Source organism: Burkholderia sp. SIMBA_062 (genome assembly GCF_046534765.1).
Lineage (GTDB): Bacteria > Pseudomonadota > Gammaproteobacteria > Burkholderiales > Burkholderiaceae > Burkholderia > Burkholderia ambifaria.
The window spans coordinates 1-22,063 of the sequence record NZ_JAWRYD010000008.1 but is presented as its reverse complement, the minus strand read 5'-3'; the positions used below and the strand labels follow the sequence as shown (position 1 = coordinate 22,063).

The following is a 22,063-nucleotide window of genomic DNA, read 5'->3' as shown; positions in this document are numbered from 1 at the left end:
GCGCGTAGCCTTGCAACGCTGCGCGTCCCGCAGGTCTCGCGTCATGAATGCGGCGATCGTTCCCGTCGAGTCGCTGGCACGCATGCATCCAGTAAAGCGCCGCGACCGGCAGGATCGCGCCGAAGAACGTCGCTGCGGCGTAGGTACTGGCGCGCGTACCGACCCATCCTGCCGGCTGCGCGCACCGTCAATCTGCAAGGTGACGGCGACGATGCGCTGCCGTCATGCGAACCGGTCGCCGCATTCGTGCGCTACGCGCGACAAATCACTGGAGCAATGCTGTCGACGTAGCGATGTGTAAACAGCCGCTGCCTGCGATTGCATCGCAGCGTGATGCAATCCGTCGAAGGATGCGGTCATTGCGCGGGCCGCACGCACGCCACGAACGCGCCAGCACCCCGCGAAGGACGGCGCGGCCCCCGGGGCTTCGTCAGCCCGCCGTGCCTGCGTACGCGGCCTTCAGCGCGGCGACGTCGAACTTCGTCATCTGCATCATGGCCGCGGCCACGCGCGCCGCCTTGACGTCGTCGCGGTCTGTCATCATCGGGATCAGTGCGTCGGGCACGATCTGCCACGACACGCCGAAGCGGTCCCGCAGCCAGCCGCAGCCGTCGGTCGTGCCGCCGTTCTCGAGCAGCGCGCTCCAGTAACGGTCGAGTTCGGCCTGATCGGCGCAACTGACCATCAGCGAGATCGCGTGATTGAACGTCTCGGTGCGCGGGTGGCTCATCGCGATGAACGGCTGCCCGAACAGTTCGAACTCGACCATCCGGGTGCCGCTGGTGCCGGGCACCGCCGTGACGCGCACGACGCGCGAGTTCGGGAAAATGTCCGCGTAGAAGGCCGCGGCTTCTTCGGCTTCCGTCGCGTACCAGAGGAACGGCGTGATCTTCTGAATCGTCATGGAGCGTCTCCTGTCTGCTGTCGGTGAGGGGCGGGCAATCTGCATGCCGCCATCGATACGACGAATGAAGCGCGTCGAAATCGACATGTCGAAGCATACGTGCTTCGTATCAGCGAATCCGGGGATTGGGCGATCGAGGAACCGGCGCATCCGAGTCGACAGCGCGAGGGGGCCGGCATGCGTTCAAAGGGGCTTCCCGCGCGCGACAGGGGCCTCACGCGCCGCTCGTGGCCGGGTTGCCGTACCCGAGGTCCCGGCCGCCGCCGTAGCCCGTCTCGACGCCGCCGGCAACGGACGAAAAAAAACCAGCCATGGCCGAAGCCGATGACTGGTTTTGCAGTTCGGCGACATGGCGTCGAAGACGCCATGCACACCGGAAACGTACTTCTTAGAACTTGTGACGAATGCCGAGTGCGACGAGTTCGGCCGAGCTCTTGCCGGCGAAGCCGTACGAAGCGATCGACGCTTGCGCGCTTTGCTGCACGCCGTCAACGAGCTGCGTGCCGCTCGCGTGCTGGTATGCGCCAACCAGGTAGATGTCCGTGCGCTTCGACAGCGAGTAGTCCGCGCCGACACCGACTTGATGGTACTTCGCCTTCGTGTCGCCGCTCGCCTTCGTGTACGAGTAGCCGAGGCCCAGCAGCAGCGGCGGCGTGACCTGGTACGTCACGAACGCACGGCCCGTGTTGTACTTTTCGGTCGAACCGAAGCCCGAGAATGCGTCCGGCTTGTACTGTGCGTTGCTGTAGCCGAGGCCGAACGTCACCGGGCCGAGTGCGTACTGACCTGCGACTTGCGCGATGGCGATCGACTTCGCCGTTGCGTAACCCGAGTTGATCGGGCCGTCGAAGATCGCGTCGGACGTCGTCGAACCCCAGCCTGCGCGGCCGACAGCCGTCGTCGGCGACGGGTTGGCTGCGTAGAAATAGCCTGCTGCAACGCCGACCGGGCCGTTGTTGTAGGCAGCCGCGACCGACCACGTCTGGCCCGAACCCGTCTTGCCTGCAACGCCGCCGAGGGCGTACATGCCTTCGACCTGGAAGCCTGCCCAGACCGGCGACGTGTACTTGATTGCGTTGCTGACGCGCAGCGAGTTGTCGTTGTTGTCGACGTCGCCCGGCGTTGCCATCACGCTGCCGAAGTAGTTGTCAGCCGTCACTGCCTGGACCAGGTCGACCAGCGGGTCGTACTGGCGGCCGAGCGTGAGCGTACCGTACTGGTCGCTCTGGAGGCCGACGAATGCCTGGCGACCGAACATGCGACCGCCCTGGTTCAGGTGGCCCGTGCCCGGATCAAAACCGTTTTCCAACTGGAAGATCGCCTTCAGGCCGCCGCCGAGGTCTTCAGCACCTTTCAGGCCCCAACGGCTGCCTTGCAGGTTGCCCGACAGCATTTGCCACGAGTTGTTGGCTTGACCGTTGTTGCCGTGAACCCATGCGATCGACGTGTCGATCACGCCGTACAGCGTCACGCTCGACTGAGCATGAGCAGCGCCAGCGGCGCCCAGCAGGGCGAGCGAGAGGGTCGAGAGAGCGAGTTTCTTCATCGTTGAGTATCTCCACGCAAATGATTCGTCATTCGTTATTTGTTGCGGATTGGAGAATAGCTCACTGCCTTCCATGCAAGAAAGCCTAAAAAATAAAGTGTCTCGAAAAGGTAACAGCGGAAAAAAGTCTATATATATCAAGCACATCAACGACTGTTCCTCTTTTTGAAACAGTTGACATTTGTTGCGATGCGATTGTTGCAGTGGCCGATGCACTCGGCAACGGAAGGGCGGATTTCGCGGGGTCGCACGCAGAAATCGAGGCGAGCAAACGTTTGCCGTTGCAGCGTGCAAACCGGGCCGATGCAAAAAGCACATCAACAGGCATGAACGCGCGGCGGGGCCGAGTGATTGCGAAAAGGAACGCGGTGGCGTAGGGAGGGCGGAGGCGGCGCGCGCGATGCGCGGCCGCATGTGACGCAATGCGCGGGGGAATCAGTCGTCGCGTGTGCGATCGGCGGTGGGATCCATCGGCGCGGGCACGCCGGCAGCATTGCGTGCGCGGCCATGCGCATCGCCGCGCGCGGCCGCGAATTCCGCGCCGAGCAGCAGCACGGCCGCGGAGAAGTACAGCCACATCAACAGGACGGCGAACGATCCGGCCGCACCGAACGCGCTGGCCGTACCGGCACGCGCGAGATACAGCGCGAACAGCTTCTTGCCGCCGGAGAACAGGATCGCGGAGACGATCCCGCCGATCACCGCGTCGTGCCATGCGACGCGCGCGTCGGGCAGGAACTTCATCAGCACGGCGAACGCACCCGCGAGCACCGCGATGCCCACGACGAACTGCAGCACGTTGGTGATCGCGACGTACGGAGAATCGCCGAGCAGCCACGTGCCGATGAACGTGATCGCGGTATCGAGCACGAGCGACACGATCAGCAGGAAGGCGACGCCGAGCACGAGCCCGAACGAGATGAGCCGCACCCGCACGAGCCCGAGCATGCTCGACCAGCGGTTTTCCGCGCTCGGCCAGATCACGCTCAATGCCGTGTTCAGCGACGCGAAGGTCGCCGATGCGCCGATCGCGAGCGCGGCGAACGAGATCAGCGTCGCGATGCCGCCGCGCTCGCCCGCGCGATGCGCGTTCTGCACGATCGTCTGGATGCTGGCCGCCGCATCGTCGCCGATCAGCTGATGGGCCTGCTCGAACACCTGGCCGCGCGCGGCTTCATCGCCGTAGAACCAGCCGGCGACGGCGATCACCATCACGAGCGTCGGCGCGAGCGAGAACGCGGAAAAGAACGCAATGCTCGCGGCCATCGCCGAGCAGCGGTGGGAGGAGAAACGCTTGAATGCGTTGAGCACCCAGTTGGCCTGCTGTTGCGCGAGGCGGGTGGCTTCGGATGTGATCTGTCGTTTCATGACGGTTCGGTTGCGCGCTGATCGCCGGACATCGGTGGATCAGACAAATCGATATTGATCCGAGGATTGCACCATAGTTGCGCTCAATGTCTATAATCCTTTCAGTTTTTCCCCACCCCCACAAAGACGCCGAGACCATCATGCTACAAATGTCACGGCGCCAGTTCCTGAAGGTGACGGCCACGTCGCTTGCCGGGTCGAGTCTTGCCCTGATGGGCTTTTCTCCGACCGAAGCGCTTGCCGAAGTCCGACAGTACAAGCTGGCGCGCACCGTCGAAACACGCAACACCTGTCCTTATTGTTCAGTGGGTTGCGGCATCCTGATGTATGGCCTCGGTGACGGCGCGAAGAACGCGCAGCCGAGCATCATCCATATCGAAGGCGATCCCGACCATCCCGTCAACCGCGGCACGCTGTGCCCGAAGGGCGCGAGCCTGATCGATTTTATCCACAGCCCGAGCCGCCTGACGCATCCCGAATACCGGGCGCCGGGCTCGGACAAGTGGGAGCGCATTTCGTGGGGCGATGCGCTCGACCGGATCGCGAAGCTGATGAAGGCCGATCGCGACGCGAACTTCGTCGAGACGGCGGAAGACGGCGCGAAGGTCAACCGCTGGCTGACCACCGGCATGCTGGCCGCGTCGGCGGGCAGCAACGAAGTCGGTTACCTGACGCACAAGGCTGTCCGCAGCCTCGGGATGCTCGTATTCGACAATCAGGCGCGTGTCTGACATGGCCCGACGGTGGCAGGTCTTGCCCCGACGTTTGGCCGTGGAGCGATGACGAACCATTGGGTCGACATCAAGAACGCGGACGTGATTCTCGTGATGGGCGGCAATGCAGCCGAGGCCCATCCGTGCGGTTTCAAGTGGGTAACGGAGGCGAAGGCGCACCGCAAGGCGCGGCTGATCGTCGTCGACCCGCGCTTTACGCGTACGGCCTCGGTGGCCGACTACTACGCGCCGATTCGCACCGGCACCGACATCGTCTTCCTGGGCGGCGTCATCAACTATCTGCTGACGAACGACAAGATCCAGCATGAGTACGTGAAGAACTACACGGACTTCTCGTTCATCGTGCGCGAGGATTTCGCGTTCAACGACGGCATCTATTCCGGCTATGACGCCGAGAAGCACGCGTACCCCGACAAATCGAGCTGGGACTACGAGCGCGGCGACGACGGCTTCGTGAAGGTCGACCCGACGCTGCAGCATCCGCGCTGCGTGTACAACCTGATGAAGCAGCATTACGCGCGCTATACGCCGGACATGGTCCAGCAGACGTGCGGCACGCCGAAGGAGAAATTCCTCAAGGTGTGCGAGATGCTCGCGACGACGGCCGTTCCCGGCCGCGCGGGCACGGTGCTGTATGCGCTCGGCTGGACTCACCACTCGATCGGCTCGCAGATCATCCGCACCGGCGCGATGGTGCAGCTGCTGCTCGGCAACATCGGCATCGCCGGCGGCGGAATGAACGCGCTGCGCGGCCACTCGAACATCCAGGGCTTGACCGACCTCGGGCTGATGTCGAACCTGCTGCCGGGTTACATGACGCTGCCGATGCAGTCGGAACAGGATTTCGACGCGTACCTCAAGAAGCGCACGCAGCAGCCGCTGCGGCCCAACCAGCTGAGCTACTGGAAGAACTACAAGGCGTTCCACGTCAGCTTCATGAAGTCGTGGTGGGGCGATGCGGCGACCGCCGAGAACAACTGGGGCTACGACTACCTGCCGAAGCTCGACAAGCAGTACGACCTGCTGCAGGCGATCGAGCTGATGAATGACGGCAAGATGAACGGCTACATCTGCCAGGGTTTCAATCCGCTCGCGGCGGCGCCGTCGAAGGTGAAGACGGCCGCCGGGCTCGCGAAGCTGAAGTGGCTCGTCATCATGGATCCGCTGGCGACCGAGACGTCCGAGTTCTGGAAGCATCACGGCGACTACAACGACGTCGACTCGTCGAAGATCCAGACCGAGGTGTTCCGTCTGCCGACCACGTGCTTCGCGGAAGAAGACGGCTCGCTCGTGAGTTCGAGCCGCGTGCTGCAATGGCACTGGAAGGGCGCGGAGCCGCCGGGCGAGGCGAAGAGCGATCTCGAGATCATGTCGGGGCTGTTCCTGCGCATGCGCAAGATGTACCAGAAGGACGGCGGCAAGTATCCGGACCCGATCGTGAACCTGACCTGGTCGTACGCGAACCCGGAAAGCCCGACGCCCGCGGAGCTCGCGATGGAGTTCAACGGGCGCGCGCTCGCCGATCTTCCGGATCCGAAGGATCCGACGAAGACGCTCGTGAAGAAGGGCGAGCAGCTCGCCGCGTTCGCGCAACTGAAGGACGACGGCACGACCGCGAGCGGATGCTGGATCTTCTGCGGTGCATGGACGCAGGCCGGCAACCAGATGGGGCGGCGCGACAACTCGGACCCGACCGGCATCGGCCAGACGCTGAACTGGGCCTGGGCGTGGCCCGCCAACCGGCGGATCCTGTACAACCGCGCATCGTGCGACGTGAGCGGCAAGCCGTTCGATCCGACCCGCACGCTGATCGGCTGGAACGGCAGCGCGTGGAAGGGCGCCGACGTGCCGGACTTCAAGGCGGACGAACCGCCCGAGACCGGGATGGGGCCGTTCATCATGAACCCGGAAGGCGTCGCGCGCTTCTTCGCCCGCGCGGGGATGAACGAAGGTCCGTTCCCCGAGCACTACGAACCGTTCGAGACCCCGCTCGCCGCGAACCCGCTGCACCCGGATAACCCGCAGGCGCTGAACAATCCGGCCGCCCGCGTGTTCCCGGGCGACCGCGCGTCGTTCGGCAAGGTGTCCGAGTTCCCGCACGTCGCGACGACGTACCGGCTGACCGAGCATTTCCATTACTGGACCAAGCATGCGCGGCTGAACTCGATCATCCAGCCCGAGCAATTCGTCGAGATCGGCGAAGACCTCGCGAAGGAAGTCGGCGTCGCGCACGGCGATCGCGTGAAGGTGTCGTCCAAGCGCGGCTACATCGTCGCGGTTGCGCTCGTCACGAAGCGGATCAAGCCGCTGACGATCGAGGGCAAGAAGGTCCAGACGGTCGGCGTCCCGTTGCACTGGGGCTTCAAGGGTCTGACGAAGCCCGGCTATCTCGCCAATACCCTGACTCCGTCCGTAGGCGACGGCAACTCGTACACACCGGAATTCAAGTCGTTCCTGGTGAAGGTCGAAAAGGCGTAAGGGGAAAGAGATGGCATTGCAATCGCTGGATATCAAGCGCGTCTCGGCCACCACGACGCCGCCGGCCACGGCGCGCGAACCGGTGACTGGGAGCGTCGCGAAGCTGATCGACGTATCGAAGTGCATCGGCTGCAAGGCGTGCCAGACGGCATGCATGGAGTGGAACGACCTGCGCGACGAAGTCGGCACCAACGTCGGCGTGTACGACAACCCGGCGGACCTGACCGAGCACTCGTGGACGGTGATGCGGTTCTCCGAATACGAGAACCCGGCCGGCGACCTCGAATGGCTGATCCGCAAGGACGGCTGCATGCACTGCGAGGATCCGGGCTGCCTGAAGGCATGCCCGTCGCCGGGCGCGATCGTGCAGTACAACAACGGGATCGTCGATTTCCACGAGGAGAACTGCATCGGTTGCGGCTATTGCGTGACCGGCTGCCCGTTCAATGTTCCGAGGATTTCGAAGAAGGATCATCGCGCGTACAAGTGCACGCTCTGTTCCGACCGCGTCGCGGTCGGCCAGGAACCGGCCTGCGTGAAGACCTGCCCGACCGGCGCGATCGTGTTCGGCACCAAGGAGGACATGAAGCAGCACGCGGCCGAGCGGATCGAGGACCTGAAGGAGCGCGGCTTCGAGCATGCGGGGCTGTACGACCCGCAGGGCGTCGGCGGCACGCACGTGATGTACGTGCTGCACCACGCGGACAAACCATCGCTGTACCACGGGCTGCCCGACAATCCGTCGATCAGCCCGATGGTGAGGCTGTGGAAGGGGATCGCGAAGCCGCTCGCGGTCGCCGGCATCGCGCTGACCGCGCTCGCCGGATTCTTCCACTACATCCGGGTCGGTCCGAACGAGGTCAGCGCGGAAGACGAGGCCGCCGCCCGCGACGAGGCGCGACGCATCGAGGAGGACGCAAAATGAAGCACGACGACCCCAACCTGATCGTCCGCTACACGGCGAACGAGCGCACGAACCACTGGATCACCGCGATCACCTTCGTGCTGCTCGCGCTGTCCGGGCTCGCGCTGTTCCATCCGTCGATGTTCTGGCTCACCGCGCTGTTCGGCGGCGGCCAGTGGACACGGATCCTGCATCCGTTCGTCGGCCTCGTGATGTTCGTGTCGTTCGCGATTCTCGTGGTGCGCTTCTGGCACCACAACGTGCTCGACGCGGACGATCGGCAGTGGCTGAGGCAGATCGACGACGTGGTGACCAACCGGGAAGACAGGCTGCCGCCCGTCGGGCGCTATAACGCCGGACAGAAGCTGCTATTCTTCACGTTGGTGGCGTGCCTGCTGCTGCTCCTGCTGTCGGGGATCGTGATCTGGCGGCGCTACTTCTCGTTCTACTTCCCGATCGGGGTGATCCGCGCGGCCGCTGTCGTGCATGCCGTGGCGGCCTTCGTGCTGATCGTGAGCATCATCGTGCACATTTACGCGGCGTTGTGGGTGAAGGGTTCGATCGGCGCGATGGTGCGCGGCACCGTCACGCTGGGCTGGGCCCGCAAGCATCACCCGAAGTGGTTCCGTGAAAGCGTGAAATAACGCACCGGAGCGGAACGGTTCGCCCATTGCGGCGTACCGTTTCGCCACCCGCCGGAATCGCCAGAAGCGCCGATTCGTCGGCGCTTGTTTGGGGGCGGTTTGCGCATGGAACGCGCATGCGAATGCCCGAAATCGCGCGCAGGGCAAGAAGTGAGGAGCGCCGTTTGGCCGAGCCAAACAAGCGACGAGGGACGCCGCCCTGTGAGCGATTTCGGGCATTCCCCTAAAATAGATTATTGGTCACGGGTTGCCACGAGAAGGGCCGCTCGCCACGTTGCACTCCTTGCGAATACGTCAGTATTCGCGGCGTCGCGCGCCTCGCGAGCGGCCCTTCTCGTGGCAACGCATGCGCGTTCCATGCGCAAACAGCCCCCTTGGAAGACATATTTGTGACACAACGCATTCTCGAACCGACCGAGATCTCGGCGCTCGATCATTCGGCCATTCCGCGCTTCCGTCTGCCGGAGCGCGCCACGGTGTTTTCGGCGCGCGCCGCGCGGCTGCGCAAGCTGGCCGACCTGAATCCGATCAGCGGCTACCTGCGGCTGATGGCTACGGTCGCCGACGCACAGCATCCGACGCTGCAGACGCTCGAGCTGCCGCTGCCGTCGAAGGAAGCGATCGCGCGTGCGCAGCAGCATTCGATGCCGCTCGTGCCGGCGCTCGGCGGCGAGCGCGATCCGCGCTGGCGCGCAGTGCTGTATGAATTGCTCGACCGCGTCGAAGGCGCCGGGCTCGTCAACCCGCAGCTCGCGAAGCTGCTCGATCGGCTGCGCCTGACGGCGCCCGCCGAACTCGATGCGCAGGCCGAGGCGATTCTCGCGCTGCGCTTCGCCGAGGTCGACCCGGCCACCGCGCCGTTCCTGATGGCCGCGCTGCAGGTGGTCTGGACCGATCTCGCGAGCCGCATCACGCCGGCCGACATCCCGTATCTCGACCAGCCGGGGCTGTGCCCCGTGTGCGGCACGCATCCGGTCGCGAGCGTCGTGCGCGTCGGCGGGCAGTTCCAGGGCTACCGTTTCCTGCAGTGCGGGCTGTGCACGACCGAGTGGCACATGGTGCGAACGAAATGTTCGCACTGCGACTCGACCAAGGGCATCGCTTACCACGGGATCGAGGGCGGCAGCGAAGCCGTGAAGGCCGAGTCGTGCGACGAATGCAAGACTTATCGCAAGATCGGCTATCAGGAGAAGGACTACGAGTTCGAGCCGCTCGCGGACGATCTTGCGAGCCTCACGCTCGACCTGCTGATGAATGAAGCCGGCTACCAGCGCAGTTCGCCGAACCCGCTGCTGTGGCCGGACATGTCGCGCGAAGCGGATTGACGGCCGGCAGCCGGGGCGGGCGCGCGAGCACCGGCGCCGGCCGCCAGCCCCGCATGGAAATGGAGCCACCCCTACGTGAGCGAACCGGGTTTGAATGAACTGAATGCCGTCCTCGCGCGCGTACCGTCGGTCGAGCGCGTGCTGTCGTCGGCGCCGCTGCAGCCGCTGCTCGCCGACTATGGCCGCACGCGCGTGCTGAACGCGGTGCGCGCCGAACTCGAACGCTGGCGTACCGCCGCGCAGCAGGATCCGGCGGCGGCCGAGCCGCTCGACGAGCCGCGCATCGCGGCAGCCGTCGCCCGCACACTGGCCGCGCAGAGCACGGGTGCCGTGCGCGCCGTGTTCAACCTGACGGGCACCGTGCTGCACACCAATCTCGGGCGCGCGCTGTTGCCCGACGACGCGGTGCGTGCGGTGGTCGACGCGCTCACCCAGCCCGTGAACCTCGAATTCGATCTCGCCACCGGCCGCCGCGGCGACCGCGACGATCTGATCGACGATCTGCTGTGCGAACTGACCGGCGCGCAAGCCGCGACCGTTGTCAACAACAATGCGGCGGCCGTGCTGCTGACGCTGTCGGCGCTGGCAACGAAGAAGGAAGTCGTCGTGTCGCGCGGCGAACTGGTCGAGATCGGCGGCGCATTCCGCATTCCGGACATCATGAGCCGGGCGGGCGCGAAGCTGCATGAAGTCGGCACGACCAACCGCACCCATCTGCGCGACTATGCGGATGCCATCGGCCCGCGCACGGCGATGCTGATGAAGGTGCACTGCAGCAATTACGCGATCAGCGGCTTCACGAAGGAAGTGACGCTGCCCGAACTCGTGCCGCTTGCGCGCGAGCGCGGGCTGCCGGTGGCGGTCGATCTCGGCAGCGGCACGCTCGCCGATCTGTCGCAATGGGGCCTGCCGCACGAGACGACCGTGCAGGAAACCGTCGCGGCCGGCGCGGACCTCGTCACGTTCAGCGGCGACAAGCTGCTCGGCGGGCCGCAGGCCGGCCTGATCGTCGGCGATCGCGCGCTCGTCGCGAAGATCAAGAAACATCCGCTCAAGCGCGCGCTGCGCGTGGGCAAGCTGACGCTCGCCGCGCTCGAACCCGTGCTGCGGCTCTACCAGGCGCCGGAATTCCTGTGCGAGCGGCTCACGACGCTGCGGCTGCTGACGCGGCCGCAACGTGACATCGCCGAGGCGGCCGAGCGCGTGCGTCCGGCGTTGCAGGCCGCGCTCGGCAGCGGCTTCGACGTGCGCGTCGAGCCGATGTTCAGCCAGATCGGCAGCGGTGCGCTGCCGCTCGACCAGTTGCCGAGCGTCGGGCTCGTCGTGCGCACGCCGGACGGCAAGCGCGGCGGCCGTGCGCTCGCGCAGCTCGAGAAGCGGCTGCGCGAATGGCCGCGTCCGGTGATCGGCCGCGTGGCCGACAATGCGCTGCGGCTCGACCTGCGCTGCCTCGAAGCGGCCGACGAAGCGACCTTCGTCGCGCAATGCGTGCGGATCGCCGGGCCCGCTGCATGATCGTCGGTACTGCAGGACATATCGATCACGGCAAGACGACGCTCGTGCGGGCGCTGACGGGCGTCGATACCGACCGCTTGAAGGAAGAGAAGGCGCGCGGCATCTCGATCGAACTCGGCTATGCGTATACGCCGCTCGAGAACGGCGACGTGCTCGGCCTGATCGACGTGCCGGGCCACGAGAAGCTGGTTCATACGATGGCGGCCGGCGCGTGCGGAATCGACTTCGCGCTGCTCGTGATCGCCGCCGACGACGGCGTGATGCCGCAGACCCGCGAGCATCTCGCGATCCTGCAACTGCTCGGGCTCACGCATGGGGCGGTCGCGCTGACGAAGTCCGATCGCGTCGAGCCCGCGCGCCTGGCGGCGGTGCGCGCCGAGATCTCCGCATGGCTGCACGGCTCGACGCTCGATGGCGCGCCGATCTTCGAAACCTGCGCGACGCGCGACGACGATCCGGGCGTCGCCGCATTGAAGCGTTTTCTCGCGGATGCGGCGCTCGCGTGGCGTGCGCGCCGCGACGACGGCCTGTTCCGGCTCGCGGTCGATCGCGTGTTTACGCTCGCCGGGCAGGGCACCGTCGTGACGGGCACCGCGTTCGCGGGCCGCGTGGCGACCGGCGACACGCTCGCGGTCGTGCGCACCGGCGGGGCGGCGCGCGTGCGCAGCATTCATGCGCAGAACCGACCGGTCGACGCAGGCCGCGCGGGCGAGCGTTGCGCGCTGAACCTGGCCGGCGTCGACAAGGCGGACGTCGAACGTGGCGATACCGTCGCGGATGCGCGGCTCGTCGCGACGTCGCCGCGGCTTGACGTTGAACTGACGCTGCTGGCTGACGCGGGGCTCACGCTGACGCACTGGGCGCCGCTGCACGTGCATCTCGGCACGCTGCATCGCGTCGCGCACGTCGCGCTGCTCGACGGCGATACGCTCGCGGCCGGCCAGAAGATGCGCGTGCAACTGGTGTTCGACGAACCCGTGTTCGCGCTGCCGGGTGATCGCTTCATCGTTCGCAATCCGCAAGCGACGCGCACCGTCGGCGGCGGCCGCGTGCTCGACCCGTTCGGTCCCGCGCGCAAGCGCCGCACGCCTGCGCGCCGCGCATGGCTCGACGCACTGGCGTCGTGGCTCGACGAAGGGCGGCTCGATGCGCTGCTTGCGCAGGCGCCGCTCGGTATCGCCCGAACGATGCTCACGCACCTGAGCGGGTTTGCGCCCGACGTGCTCGCATTGCCGGACGATGCGCTGGCGATTGGCCAGCGCGACGCCGCGTCGAACGAAGGCACGGTGATGGCGCGGGCGCACTGGCTTGCGCTGCAGGCGCGCACCATCGACACGCTGCGCGCGTATCACGAGCGCGTACCGGACGAGCTGGGGCTCGACGCGGCACGCCTGCGGCGGATGGTGGCGCCGCTCGTCGGCGATGCGCTGTGGCGCGCGCTCGTCGATGCGCTCGTGGACGGCGGGGAGGTCGCGCGTAGCGGGCCCTGGCTGCATCTGCCGTCGCATTCGGTGAGTTTCGATGCGCGCGAGGAAGCGCTGGCGCGGCAACTGCTGCCGCTGATCCACGCCGGCCGCTTCGATCCGCCGTGGGTCCGCGATCTGGCGCGCGATACGGGTGCGGCGGAAGAGGCCGTGCGTGCGCTGCTGCGCAAGCTCGCGCGGCGCGGCGACGTGCATCAGGTCGTGCGTGACCTGTTCTATCACGCGGACGTCGTGCGCGAGCTGGCCGGGCTGGTTGCGCATCTCGCGCCGACGCGCGGCGGCGGCCTCGATGCGGCGACGTTTCGCGACGCGACCGGGCTCGGCCGCAAGCGTGCGATCCAGATTCTCGAGTTCTTCGATCGGGTTGGGTATACTCGCTTCCACCGCGATCTCCACTTCCTGCGGCCTGACAGCGGTTGGGTGAGTATTCAGGCGTAGGCGCTCGGCGTTCTTCTCGCTCTTTTTGATTCTTTTCTCATCGGAAGGCATTCGTATCCGGTGGTACGGCTGGACTTCAAATCCAGTTGGGGGTGTCAGTCACTCCCGGGTCGGTTCGACTCCGGCTGCCTTCCGCCACAATGGTTTCAGGCGATTTTCGGTTAGTCATGCGGAGCCGCGTAACGTCATGGGGTGTGGGTTTTTCTGCCCGATTTTTGTAACGGCTCAAGATCGTCCGGTCTTCTTGATGGCTTCCGCGAGCCGATCGGCACCAGGTGTGCGTATCGCTTGGTAGACGTAGTCGTCTTGTGCGCCAGCACGCCGGCGACAGTGTAGAGGTGTATTCCGGCGTTGATCATTTCTGACGCGGCGCTATGCCGCAGATCCCCCTAGATGGCCGAATTTCCGGCGAGCCTTGATCCACTCTTCCTTGATTTTCCATGCCGGCTCGGTGAATCGCACGCATCGGGCTATGACCGCGATCCGTGGATGGATGGGAATTAGCCGCGGCCGCCCGTTCTTTGTCGTGCCGAGAGAGAACCCGTCCTTGGTCGGGAGCGCGCGCAGGATTTCGCTCATGCGCATCCCGGAGTAGAACGCGGTCCGGATGGCTGCTCGGGTTCGGCGGTGCGAGCAAGCTTTCGCGATCTCCAACATTTCGCGGCGCCCTTTGTAGACGTGGCGTTCGTTGCCCTGCTTCGGAATGACCATTTTCGCCGTCTGGTCGTACTCGATCTTGCCGATCTCGTGCGCATATTTGATAGCCGCTCGAAGATAGCCGAGTGTGTTCGGGCTATTCGTGGAAAGCAGAAATCCTGGCAAAACGCGACCATGCGGTCTCGTTCAGCCTCGAAGAAGAGTTGCAAAAGCGGGGCGTTAGATACACCAAAGCAACCGTGCCGTTCGGCTCTCATGTTGTGGAGGACGGACTTTTGATTACAGGCCAAAATCCACGCAGTGCCAAAGATGTCGGAAAGGTCGCAGTGAAGAGGCTTCGGGAGACGTTCCAATGATCTGAGGGGGCCAGCGAAGGCGCGCGACACATGCCTGCTGCTGTTTGCCTATGCGATCGGGCGGCGGCGCGCCGAGTTCGCCGTGGCGACCAGGAGCACGGGCACGGGCCAGGGCAGGCCGTGCTAGCGGAACGCCCGCATCTGCCCCGTCATCATCTGCAGCATCTTGTTGGCGGCCACCGAGAGCTTGCGGCCCACGCGCGTGACCATGTGCGCCTCGGCGTTCTCGAGGATTGGATGTGCGATCTCGATCGCGAACAGCTCCTTGGCCTGCAGTTCGGCCGCCACCGCGAAGGCTGGCATTACCGAGATTCCGAGTCCCGATCTCACGAACTCCTTCAGGATCGCGAAAGAATTGGTGGTGACGATCGGCGTGAGCCGCACGCGCTCGGCGTATTCCACGGCCTCCATCATCTGCCGCGTGCCGTAGGACGGGTGAGTGGCCGCCAGCGGGTGGGTGGCGAGCTGCTGCACCGTCAGCACCTTGTGGCTGCGGCGCGGGAAGTCGGGGCCGACGATCGCCATCATCGGCTGCCGCTTCGAGGCGCGCGACACCAGCTTGGGCTCGGCGGGCGGGTTGTAGACCAGGCCGATCTCGCCCTCGTCGTTCGAGATTTTGCGGATCACGTCATTGGTGCTGCCCACGTCGAGGTTGACGCGGATCCCGGGGAACTGCCGGCAGAACTGCTGCATTGGCCCCGCCAGCAGGTCCGAGACGAAGCCCTCGCCGAGCACCAGGCTGACCTCGCCGGTCTTGAGGCCGCGCAGTTCCTGCAGGCGCGAGATCAGGTCGTCGCGGTGCGCGAGCTGCTCGCGGAAATACTCGATCACGCAGCGTCCCGCCTCGGTGGGCGTCACGCCGCGCGCGTGGCGCTCCACCAGAGTGGCGTCGAGCTCCTTCTCCAGCAGCCCGATCTGGCGGCTCACGGCCGAGGGCGCCACGTCGAGCCAGTCGGCCGCGGCGCGGATCGTGCCGCAGCGCACGGCCTCGTAGAAATAGACGATCCGGCTTTCGGTAAGGGTATCGCTCATGATCCGTGTGTTCTAAAAAAGAGAACAATATCAATATTGGCGTTGATTGATTATACGGGGCGCCGGACCGAACATCGTTGGCATGCAAGGCGGGCGCAAGCTGGCGCACCGGCCTCGAACCAACAGCTATCAGGAGTCGTCGGATGAAAACGGTGGGCGTGATCGGTCTGGGCAACATGGGGCGCGGCATGGCGGGTTCGCTGCGGCGCGGCGACTATACGGTGCTCGGCTATGACGCGGCGCCCGGCGTGGCGCTCGCGCTGGCCGGGCAGGCGGTGCTGTCGGCGCGCGATTCGGTGGCCGAGATCGCGCGCGACGCCGACGTGCTGCTGCTGTCGCTGCCGACCTCGGCGGTGGTCGAGGCGGTGGTGCTGGGCGCGGGCGGCGTGCTTGAGAACGCGAGACCGGGCACCATCGTGATCGACACCACCACGGCCGATCCGGACAGCACGCGGCGCGTGGCGGCGGCCCTGGCCGAGCGCGGCATCGGGTTCGTCGACGGCCCGGTGAGCGGCGGCCCGAAGGGCGCGGCCACCGCCACCATGACCATGGTGCTGGGCGGCTCGGACAGCGATATCGCGGCCATCGAGCCGATCCTCGCGGCGATCAGCGCCAAGCGCGTGCATGTGGGCCCGGTGGGCGCCGGCCACGTCACCAAGCTGCTCAACAACCTGCTGACCGGCGTGCACCTGCTGGCCGCCAGCGAGGCGGTGCGCACCGCGCGCGCGGCCGGTGTCGATCCGGAAAAGCTGGTCGAGGCGCTCAACGGCGGCTCCGGCCGCAACAGCGCGACGCTGACCAACTACCCGACCTGGATCTTCAACGGCAAGTTCGATTCCGGTTTCACCATGAAGCTGATGCGCAAGGACGTGCGGCTCGCGCTGGGCCTGCTCGACCAGTTCGGCAGCGTCGCGCCGGTGGCGCGCGAGGCGGCGCGCGTGTGGGCCGCCAGCGAGGTATCCGTCGCCGACGGCGAGGACTTCAACCGCATCGTCGACTTCCTCGACCCTGCCTGAGGCCGGGCAGCCCGCACCACGATCCCGCTCGACTCACCTGTACGGAAATCTGACATGACCCAGCACGCAGACCAGTTGCTTGCCGCCTTCGCCCATTTCTTCCCCGGTGCCGCCGCGATCGGCTCGTATATCGACGGCGAGCTCGTCGCCGGCCAGGGCGACACGATCCAGCTTTACGATGCGGCGACGGGCGAGATCACGCTCGCCTATCGCGACGCCGGCGCAGCCGTGATCGACCATGCCGCCGAAAGCGCACGCCGCGCGCAGCGCGAATGGTGGGCGCTCACGCATGCCGCGCGCGGCCGCGTGATGCAGGAGGTGGCGCGCGCGATCCGCGCCGAGGCCGAGGCGATCGCGCGGCTGGAGGCGTTGGGCTCGGGCAAGCCGATCCGCGACTGCCGGGGCGAGGTGGCCAAGGTCGCCGAGATGTTCGAGTACTACGCGGGCTGGACCGACAAGTTCTACGGCAGTGTGATCCCGGTGCCGACCTCGCACCTCAACTACACGCGCCGCGAGCCGGCCGGCGTGGTGCTGCAGATCACGCCCTGGAACGCACCGGTGTTCACCTGCGGCTGGCAGGTGGCGCCCGCCGTGGCGATGGGCAATGGCGTGCTGCTCAAGCCCTCGGAGCTGACGCCCTTCACCTCGCTGGCGGTCGCCCGGCTCGGCGAGGGGGCCGGGCTGCCGCGCGGCCTGGTCAACGTGCTGGCCGGCTTCGGTCACACCGCCGGGCAGGCCGCGATCGCGCATCGCGTGGTCAGCAAGGTGGTGTTCGTCGGCTCGCCGGCCACCGGCGCGCGCATCGCCGAGGCCGCCGCGCGCCGCGTGCTGCCCTGCGTGCTGGAGCTGGGCGGCAAGTCGGCCAATATCGTGTTCGCCGATGCCGACCTCAAGCGCGCCGCGCTGACTGCCCAGGCGGCGATCTTCGCCGGCGCGGGCCAGAGTTGCGTGGCCGGCTCGCGCCTGCTGGTGCAGCGCGCCGTCTACGACGAATTCGTCGCGATGGTGGCTGCCGGGGCGAAGAAGATCCGTGTCGGCGCGCCGCTCGACGATGCGACCGAGGTGGGCCCGATCAACAATCGCAAGCAGTACGACCACGTGATGTCGATGATCGCGCAGGGCGTGGCGGATGGCGCCACGCTCGCCTGCGGCTCCGCCGAGCGCGTCGGGGAGGGCCGCGGCGGCTACTTCGTGGCGCCCACCGTGCTGGCCGGCGTGTCGAACGCGATGGAGGTGGCGCGCACCGAGATCTTCGGGCCGGTGGTGGCCGCCATCCCGTTCGACACCGAGGAGGAGGCGATCGCGATCGCCAACGACACCGACTTCGGGCTGGCCGGCGCGGCCTGGACCACCGACGTGGCGCGCGCGCATCGCGTGGCCGCGCAGGTGAATGCCGGCACCTTCTGGGTCAACGGCTACAAGACCATCAACGTGGCCTCCCCGTTCGGCGGCTACGGCATGAGCGGCTACGGCCGCTCGAGCGGGGTCGAGGCGCTGTACGAATACACGCAGACCAAGAGCGTGTGGGTCGAGACGGCCGAAGCGCCGCCCACCGCGTTCGGTTATCTGTAACCACCGGCCCGCATTCGACGGCAGCCGGGCTTCAAGGGGAGATTCGTCATGGAACACGCACTGGGTATCGAGCGCCGCGAGCTTGGCGGCGCGGCCACCGCCAAGGTCCTGCTTTACGCGGCCGGCATCCTGCTGGTCGCCGAATGGATCGGCTCGTTCACGTTCAAGCTCGGACCGGGCAAGGTCGTGCTGCTGCCGATGATCTGGGCGCTGCTGCTCGGTGCCGCGGTGGGGCTGGCCAGCGCGCGCTGGAACAGCAGCGCGCGCCTGAGCGTGCCCGACCAGTTCTTCGCGGCCGCGATCCTGCAGCCGGCGCTGCTGCTGTTCGTCTCCAAGCTCGGGCTGATGGTGGGCAGCGCGCTGCCCAAGCTGGCGTCGGCGGGCTGGGCGCTGGCCTTCCAGGAATTCGGCCACTTCGTCGGCACCATCCTGCTCGGCCTGCCGCTCGCGTTGCTGCTCGGCATCAAGCGCGAGGCGATCGGCGCGACCTTCTCGGTGGGCCGCGAGCCGAGCCTGGCGATCATCGGCGAAAAGTACGGCATGGATTCGGCCGAGGGCCGCGGCGTGCTGGCCGAGTACCTGACCGGCACCGTGTTCGGTGCGGTGTTCATCGCCGTGTTCGCGGGTTTCGTGAGCAGCCTCGGCATCTTCGATCCGCTCGCGCTCGCGATGGGTTCGGGCGTCGGCTCGGGCAGCATGATGGCGGCCGCCTCGGGCGCGATCGCCGCGCAGCAGGACCCGGAGACGGCGAAATCGGTGCTCGCGTTCGCCGCGGCCAGCAACCTGATCACCACCACCATCGGTACCTACTTCACGCTGTTCATCTCGCTGCCGCTCGCGGTCTGGGGCTATCGCGTGCTGGAGCCGCTGATCGGCCGCACCACCAACGCATCGGCGCAGCCAGAGGGGGCCAGCCCGTCGCTGGGTGAAGTGCGGACCGAGGCGCCCGCGCTCGGCTACCGCGGCAAGCTGCTCGCCTGGATCGTGACGGCCGCGATGGCGCTGGTGTGCGACTGGATCGCCCACGGCACCACACCGCTGGCGGGACTGCCGGGAATCGTGATCATGGTGGGCGCGACGATCGTCGGCGATGCGCTGGCGCGCGTGACGGGGCGGCGGATTCCGGCGGTCTGCTGGGTATCGGTGGTGGCGATGTTCCTGACCTCGCCGTGGTCCCCGTGGGCTTCGCAGATCGCCGCGCTCAGCTCGCACAACGATTTCCTCGGGGTGACCACGCCGATGCTGGTGTTCGCGGGGCTGTCGATTGCCAAGGACATCCCGGCCTTCCGCCGGCTCGGCTGGCGCATCGTGCTGGTGTCCTTCGTGGCCAATGCCGGCACCTTCATCGGCGCGACCCTGGTGGCGCAGCTGTTCCATATCTGATGCCGCGTGGCACGGCGGCGGGCGGCATGGACCGGCCCGCCGTCGCGCCGCGACGACCGACAAAAGCGCTCGCATCCGCATGAAACTGATCGATTCCATCGTCGCGCACGCCGACGAACTGACGGCGATACGCCGCGATATCCATGCCCATCCCGAGGTCGGCTACGACGTGTTCCGCACCGCCGAACTCGTTGCCGAGCGGCTCGAGCAATGGGGTTATGCCGTCACGCGCGGCGTCGGCCGCACCGGCGTGGTCGGCACCTTGAAGCGCGGAAGTAGCTCGCGTGCGATCGGCCTGCGCGCCGACATGGATGCGTTGCCCGTGCAGGAAGCCAACACCTTCGCGCATCGTTCGACGGTGCCCGGCGCGATGCATGCGTGCGGCCACGACGGGCACACCGCCATGCTGCTGGGGGCCGCGCGCCATCTGGCGCGGCATGGCGAGTTCGACGGCACCGTGCAGTTGTTCTTCCAGCCGGCCGAGGAGTCGGGCGGTGGCGCGCGCGCGATGATCGAGGACGGCCTGTTCGAGCGTTTCCCGGTGGATGCCGTGTTCGGGCTGCACAACTGGCCCGGCATCGCGGCCGGCGATTTCGCGGTGCGGCCGGGGCCGCTGATGGCCTCGACCAGCCTGTTCCGGATCAACTTGCGCGGTGCCGGCTGCCACGCGGCCATGCCGCACCTGGGCCGCGATCCGGTGTTCGCGGCGGGGCAGGTGCTGAGCGCCCTGCAGGGGATCGTCACGCGCAACCGAAATCCGATCGACGGCGCGGTGCTGTCGGTCACGCAGGTGCATGCGGGTGAGGCGATGAACGTGGTACCGACCGATGCCTGGCTCGGCGGCACGGTGCGGACCTTCTCCGATGCGACGCTCGACCTGATCGAGACGCGCATGCGCGCCGTGGTGGCCGCGACGGCCGCGGCCTTCGATTGCGAGAGCGAGGTGGATTTCCAGCGCCAGTATCCGGCTACCGTGAACGACGCCGAGCAGACAGCGGTGGCGGTGACGGTGATGCGCGAGCTGGTCGGCGACGCGCATGTGAACGCAGCCGTCGATCCGACCATGGCGGCGGAGGATTTCTCGTTCATGCTGCGAGAGAAGCCGGGTTGTTATGCGTTTCTCGGGAATGGGGTAGGCGATCACCGCGTGCATGGGCACGGCGGCGGGCCGTGCCTGCTGCATAACGCCAGTTATGACTTCAACGATGCGTTGCTGCCGGTGGGGGCGAGTTATTTCGTGAGGTTGGTGGAGCGGGTTTTGTGGCGGTAGGGACGCGGCGCTGACTTTTCGGTTCAGATCGCAATGAGCGAGCTGTCGTGCCAGATGCCGACAATGACCTACGATTAGGGATCGCGCACGACGAGCTGCGCCCGTTGCAGGAGATCGTCTCCATGGCCGTCGACCGATCCATCAGGTGTGCAAAACTCTGATGCCAAGCCGAGCGTAGCCTGCGTTTCAGGAGGCGACGCGCGACGGCGCGAGTGTTGCGTGGGGCGAAACACAGGTATGAAAGCGCCGCGCTGGGCGTGTTCCACTTCTGGCGCGGCCTCGCGAGCGATCGGCAGGCAACGTTCGAGCCACAGTTGGTCGGCAAGTATCCACGCCCGCTGCCGGGCTTCGATGACCACGTCATCAGCATGTATGCACGCGGCATGAGCGTTCGCGAGATTCAGGGCCATCTGCTGGAACTGTATGGGCTGCAGGTGTCGCCCGACCTGATTTCGACGGTCACCGACGAGGTGCGGGTCGACGTCGAGCAATGGCAGCAACGCCCGCTCGAGGCCATGAATCCGATCGTGTACTTTGACGCACTGCGGTTGAAGATCCGCGACGAAGGCACGGTCAAGAACAAGGCGGTTTATCTGGCGCTGGGCCGTCGCGGCCATGTGGCAGCGCTTTTTCGCCTATCCGCCCGAGGTGCGTCGAATCGTATATACGACCAACGCCATCGAGAGCATGCACATGCAGTTGCGCAAGATCGTGAAGAATCCGGCCACTTCCCGAGCGACGAAGCCGCCAGCAAACTGCTGTACTTGGCCTTGCGCAACATCGAAAAGGATTGGAAGATGCCGCCTATCACTTGGCGGCAAGCAGTCAATCAGTTCGCCATTCTGTTCGGCGAGCGATTCACCGCCGCCATGCGCTGAGATTTTTAACCGGCCTCACCACACAAAATTCCTGACACGTCCTTCCGAACGCATCGACGTTTGGAGCTCACGTTGTACCAAGGCGTCGAGCTTATAGGTAGACTAGCGCCTTTCCCATGATTCGACCAGACTCGAGGCGTTCGTGTGCATCGGCAATCTGCTCCAAGGGTACTGTCATGCCGATTCGTGGGGCATATGCTCCGGCTTCGAGGCATGCGTTGACATCTTTGATAGCTGACTGCTTCGCCTCATCGGGCACCCGATAGATATAGACGAAACGCAATACGCAACCGTGCATCATGGCTTTCAGCAGTGGAACGGACAGTTCATCTATTGAGCTGGTCGTTGCGTATGAACTGATCACTCCGCCTTGAGACAGGCATGCAATGTCAATGTCGAGATTGGATTTCACATCGACATCAACGATGAGGTCCACGCCACGGCCACCCGTCGCTTCGACAATGAGGTCGGCGACATGATCTGCGGTTCGGTCTACGATCTGGTCTGCGCCATTTTCCCTCGCGATGGTTACCTGTTCGGCATTCGTCACTGATGCAAT

General features: G+C 66.1%; 17 protein-coding genes, 1 tRNA gene and 1 pseudogene. 12 read left to right on the top strand and 7 right to left on the bottom strand.

Annotation, left to right across the window (positions count from 1 at the left end):
* Positions 1 to 430 precede the first annotated feature (430 nt).
* The 3 genes from SB786_RS10460 to SB786_RS10450 all read right to left on the bottom strand — a co-directional run bounded on the left by SB786_RS10460 (position 431) and on the right by SB786_RS10450 (position 3,818).
* Entirely contained in the window at positions 431 to 904 is a 474-nt protein-coding gene (locus SB786_RS10460; protein WP_410727399.1) for a VOC family protein, read from the bottom strand.
* Positions 905 to 1,292: 388 nt separating this feature from the next.
* The gene (locus SB786_RS10455; RefSeq protein ID WP_006758993.1) at positions 1,293 to 2,450 is read right to left on the bottom strand and encodes a porin; all 1,158 of its coding nucleotides are present in this window, start codon (positions 2,448 to 2,450) and stop codon (positions 1,293 to 1,295) included.
* A 435-nt stretch (positions 2,451 to 2,885) separates the two neighbouring features.
* Positions 2,886 to 3,818, bottom strand: coding sequence for a YihY/virulence factor BrkB family protein (locus SB786_RS10450; RefSeq protein ID WP_410727398.1), 933 nt, complete (start codon positions 3,816 to 3,818; stop codon positions 2,886 to 2,888).
* 140 nt (positions 3,819 to 3,958) lie between these two features.
* Here SB786_RS10450 and fdnG point away from each other — a divergent pair, with 140 nt between their 5' ends.
* The 7 genes from fdnG (at position 3,959) to SB786_RS10415 (ending at position 13,478) form a co-directional block, all read left to right on the top strand.
* Positions 3,959 to 7,030 carry a formate dehydrogenase-N subunit alpha gene (gene fdnG, locus SB786_RS10445; RefSeq protein ID WP_410727397.1) on the top strand — a complete coding sequence of 1,024 codons (3,072 nt, stop codon included), beginning with the start codon at positions 3,959 to 3,961 and terminating at the stop codon, positions 7,028 to 7,030.
* A 10-nt stretch (positions 7,031 to 7,040) separates the two neighbouring features.
* Entirely contained in the window at positions 7,041 to 7,955 is a 915-nt protein-coding gene (fdxH, locus tag SB786_RS10440) for a formate dehydrogenase subunit beta (protein WP_410727396.1), read from the top strand.
* Positions 7,952 to 8,578: a formate dehydrogenase subunit gamma gene (locus tag SB786_RS10435; RefSeq protein WP_105788812.1), complete on the top strand. Its 627-nt coding sequence runs from the start codon at positions 7,952 to 7,954 to the stop codon at positions 8,576 to 8,578. Before fdxH ends, SB786_RS10435 begins: the two co-directional genes overlap by 4 nt.
* 389 nt (positions 8,579 to 8,967) lie before the next feature.
* The gene (fdhE, locus tag SB786_RS10430; protein WP_410727395.1) at positions 8,968 to 9,903 is read left to right on the top strand and encodes a formate dehydrogenase accessory protein FdhE; all 936 of its coding nucleotides are present in this window, start codon (positions 8,968 to 8,970) and stop codon (positions 9,901 to 9,903) included.
* A 75-nt stretch (positions 9,904 to 9,978) separates the two neighbouring features.
* Complete coding sequence (gene selA / locus SB786_RS10425; RefSeq protein WP_410727394.1) at positions 9,979 to 11,418, top strand: L-seryl-tRNA(Sec) selenium transferase; 1,440 nt, start codon at positions 9,979 to 9,981, stop codon at positions 11,416 to 11,418.
* Positions 11,415 to 13,340: a selenocysteine-specific translation elongation factor gene (gene selB, locus SB786_RS10420; protein ID WP_410727393.1), complete on the top strand. Its 1,926-nt coding sequence runs from the start codon at positions 11,415 to 11,417 to the stop codon at positions 13,338 to 13,340. Before selA ends, selB begins: the two co-directional genes overlap by 4 nt.
* A gap of 42 nt (positions 13,341 to 13,382) precedes the next feature.
* Positions 13,383 to 13,478 (top strand) — tRNA-Sec (locus SB786_RS10415).
* Positions 13,479 to 13,525: 47 nt separating this feature from the next.
* Here the strand turns inward: SB786_RS10415 and SB786_RS10410 are convergent.
* The 3 genes from SB786_RS10410 to SB786_RS10400 all read right to left on the bottom strand — a co-directional run bounded on the left by SB786_RS10410 (position 13,526) and on the right by SB786_RS10400 (position 15,385).
* Positions 13,526 to 13,699 carry a hypothetical protein gene (locus SB786_RS10410; RefSeq protein WP_410727392.1) on the bottom strand — a complete coding sequence of 58 codons (174 nt, stop codon included), beginning with the start codon at positions 13,697 to 13,699 and terminating at the stop codon, positions 13,526 to 13,528.
* 13 nt (positions 13,700 to 13,712) lie between these two features.
* Positions 13,713 to 14,162, bottom strand: a complete 450-nt coding sequence (locus SB786_RS10405; protein ID WP_410727391.1) for a hypothetical protein — start codon at positions 14,160 to 14,162, stop codon at positions 13,713 to 13,715.
* Positions 14,163 to 14,476: 314 nt separating this feature from the next.
* Positions 14,477 to 15,385: a LysR family transcriptional regulator gene (locus tag SB786_RS10400; RefSeq protein WP_410727390.1), complete on the bottom strand. Its 909-nt coding sequence runs from the start codon at positions 15,383 to 15,385 to the stop codon at positions 14,477 to 14,479.
* A 128-nt stretch (positions 15,386 to 15,513) separates the two neighbouring features.
* On the opposite strand from SB786_RS10400, the gene SB786_RS10395 reads away from it, so the two are divergent.
* From SB786_RS10395 to SB786_RS10375, 5 genes and pseudogenes are all read left to right on the top strand, one after another.
* Positions 15,514 to 16,401, top strand: coding sequence for an NAD(P)-dependent oxidoreductase (locus SB786_RS10395; protein WP_410727553.1), 888 nt, complete (start codon positions 15,514 to 15,516; stop codon positions 16,399 to 16,401).
* Between the two features lie 54 nt (positions 16,402 to 16,455).
* Positions 16,456 to 17,973 (top strand): aldehyde dehydrogenase family protein, encoded by a 1,518-nt coding sequence (locus SB786_RS10390; RefSeq protein ID WP_410727389.1) that lies wholly within the window; start codon positions 16,456 to 16,458, stop codon positions 17,971 to 17,973.
* A 48-nt stretch (positions 17,974 to 18,021) separates the two neighbouring features.
* On the top strand, positions 18,022 to 19,356 hold the full coding sequence (locus SB786_RS10385) for a DUF3100 domain-containing protein (RefSeq protein WP_410727387.1): 1,335 nt from the start codon (positions 18,022 to 18,024) through the stop codon (positions 19,354 to 19,356).
* Between the two features lie 79 nt (positions 19,357 to 19,435).
* A complete protein-coding gene (locus SB786_RS10380; protein ID WP_410727386.1) occupies positions 19,436 to 20,626 on the top strand; it encodes a M20 aminoacylase family protein in 1,191 nt (396 codons plus the stop codon).
* Between the two features lie 287 nt (positions 20,627 to 20,913).
* Positions 20,914 to 21,504 (top strand): annotated as a pseudogene (locus SB786_RS10375) (transposase); the annotation flags it as partial.
* 91 nt (positions 21,505 to 21,595) lie between these two features.
* Here SB786_RS10375 and SB786_RS10370 read toward each other — a convergent pair.
* Positions 21,596 to 22,063: zinc-binding dehydrogenase (locus SB786_RS10370; RefSeq protein WP_410727385.1), on the bottom strand; the 468-nt coding region annotated here is incomplete at its 5' end.

Bases quoted from the DNA above. Each gene is read 5' to 3' on its own strand.
- SB786_RS10460 (WP_410727399.1), bottom strand. From the start codon at position 904: ATGACGATTCAGAAGATCACGCCGTTCCTCTGGTACGCGACGGAAGCC.
- SB786_RS10455 (WP_006758993.1), bottom strand. From the start codon at position 2,450: ATGAAGAAACTCGCTCTCTCGACCCTCTCGCTCGCCCTGCTGGGCGCC.
- SB786_RS10450 (WP_410727398.1), bottom strand. From the start codon at position 3,818: ATGAAACGACAGATCACATCCGAAGCCACCCGCCTCGCGCAACAGCAG.
- fdxH (WP_410727396.1), top strand. From the start codon at position 7,041: ATGGCATTGCAATCGCTGGATATCAAGCGCGTCTCGGCCACCACGACG.
- SB786_RS10435 (WP_105788812.1), top strand. From the start codon at position 7,952: ATGAAGCACGACGACCCCAACCTGATCGTCCGCTACACGGCGAACGAG.
- selB (WP_410727393.1), top strand. From the start codon at position 11,415: ATGATCGTCGGTACTGCAGGACATATCGATCACGGCAAGACGACGCTC.
- SB786_RS10410 (WP_410727392.1), bottom strand. From the start codon at position 13,699: ATGATCAACGCCGGAATACACCTCTACACTGTCGCCGGCGTGCTGGCG.
- SB786_RS10400 (WP_410727390.1), bottom strand. From the start codon at position 15,385: ATGAGCGATACCCTTACCGAAAGCCGGATCGTCTATTTCTACGAGGCC.
- SB786_RS10390 (WP_410727389.1), top strand. From the start codon at position 16,456: ATGACCCAGCACGCAGACCAGTTGCTTGCCGCCTTCGCCCATTTCTTC.
- SB786_RS10385 (WP_410727387.1), top strand. From the start codon at position 18,022: ATGGAACACGCACTGGGTATCGAGCGCCGCGAGCTTGGCGGCGCGGCC.
- SB786_RS10380 (WP_410727386.1), top strand. From the start codon at position 19,436: ATGAAACTGATCGATTCCATCGTCGCGCACGCCGACGAACTGACGGCG.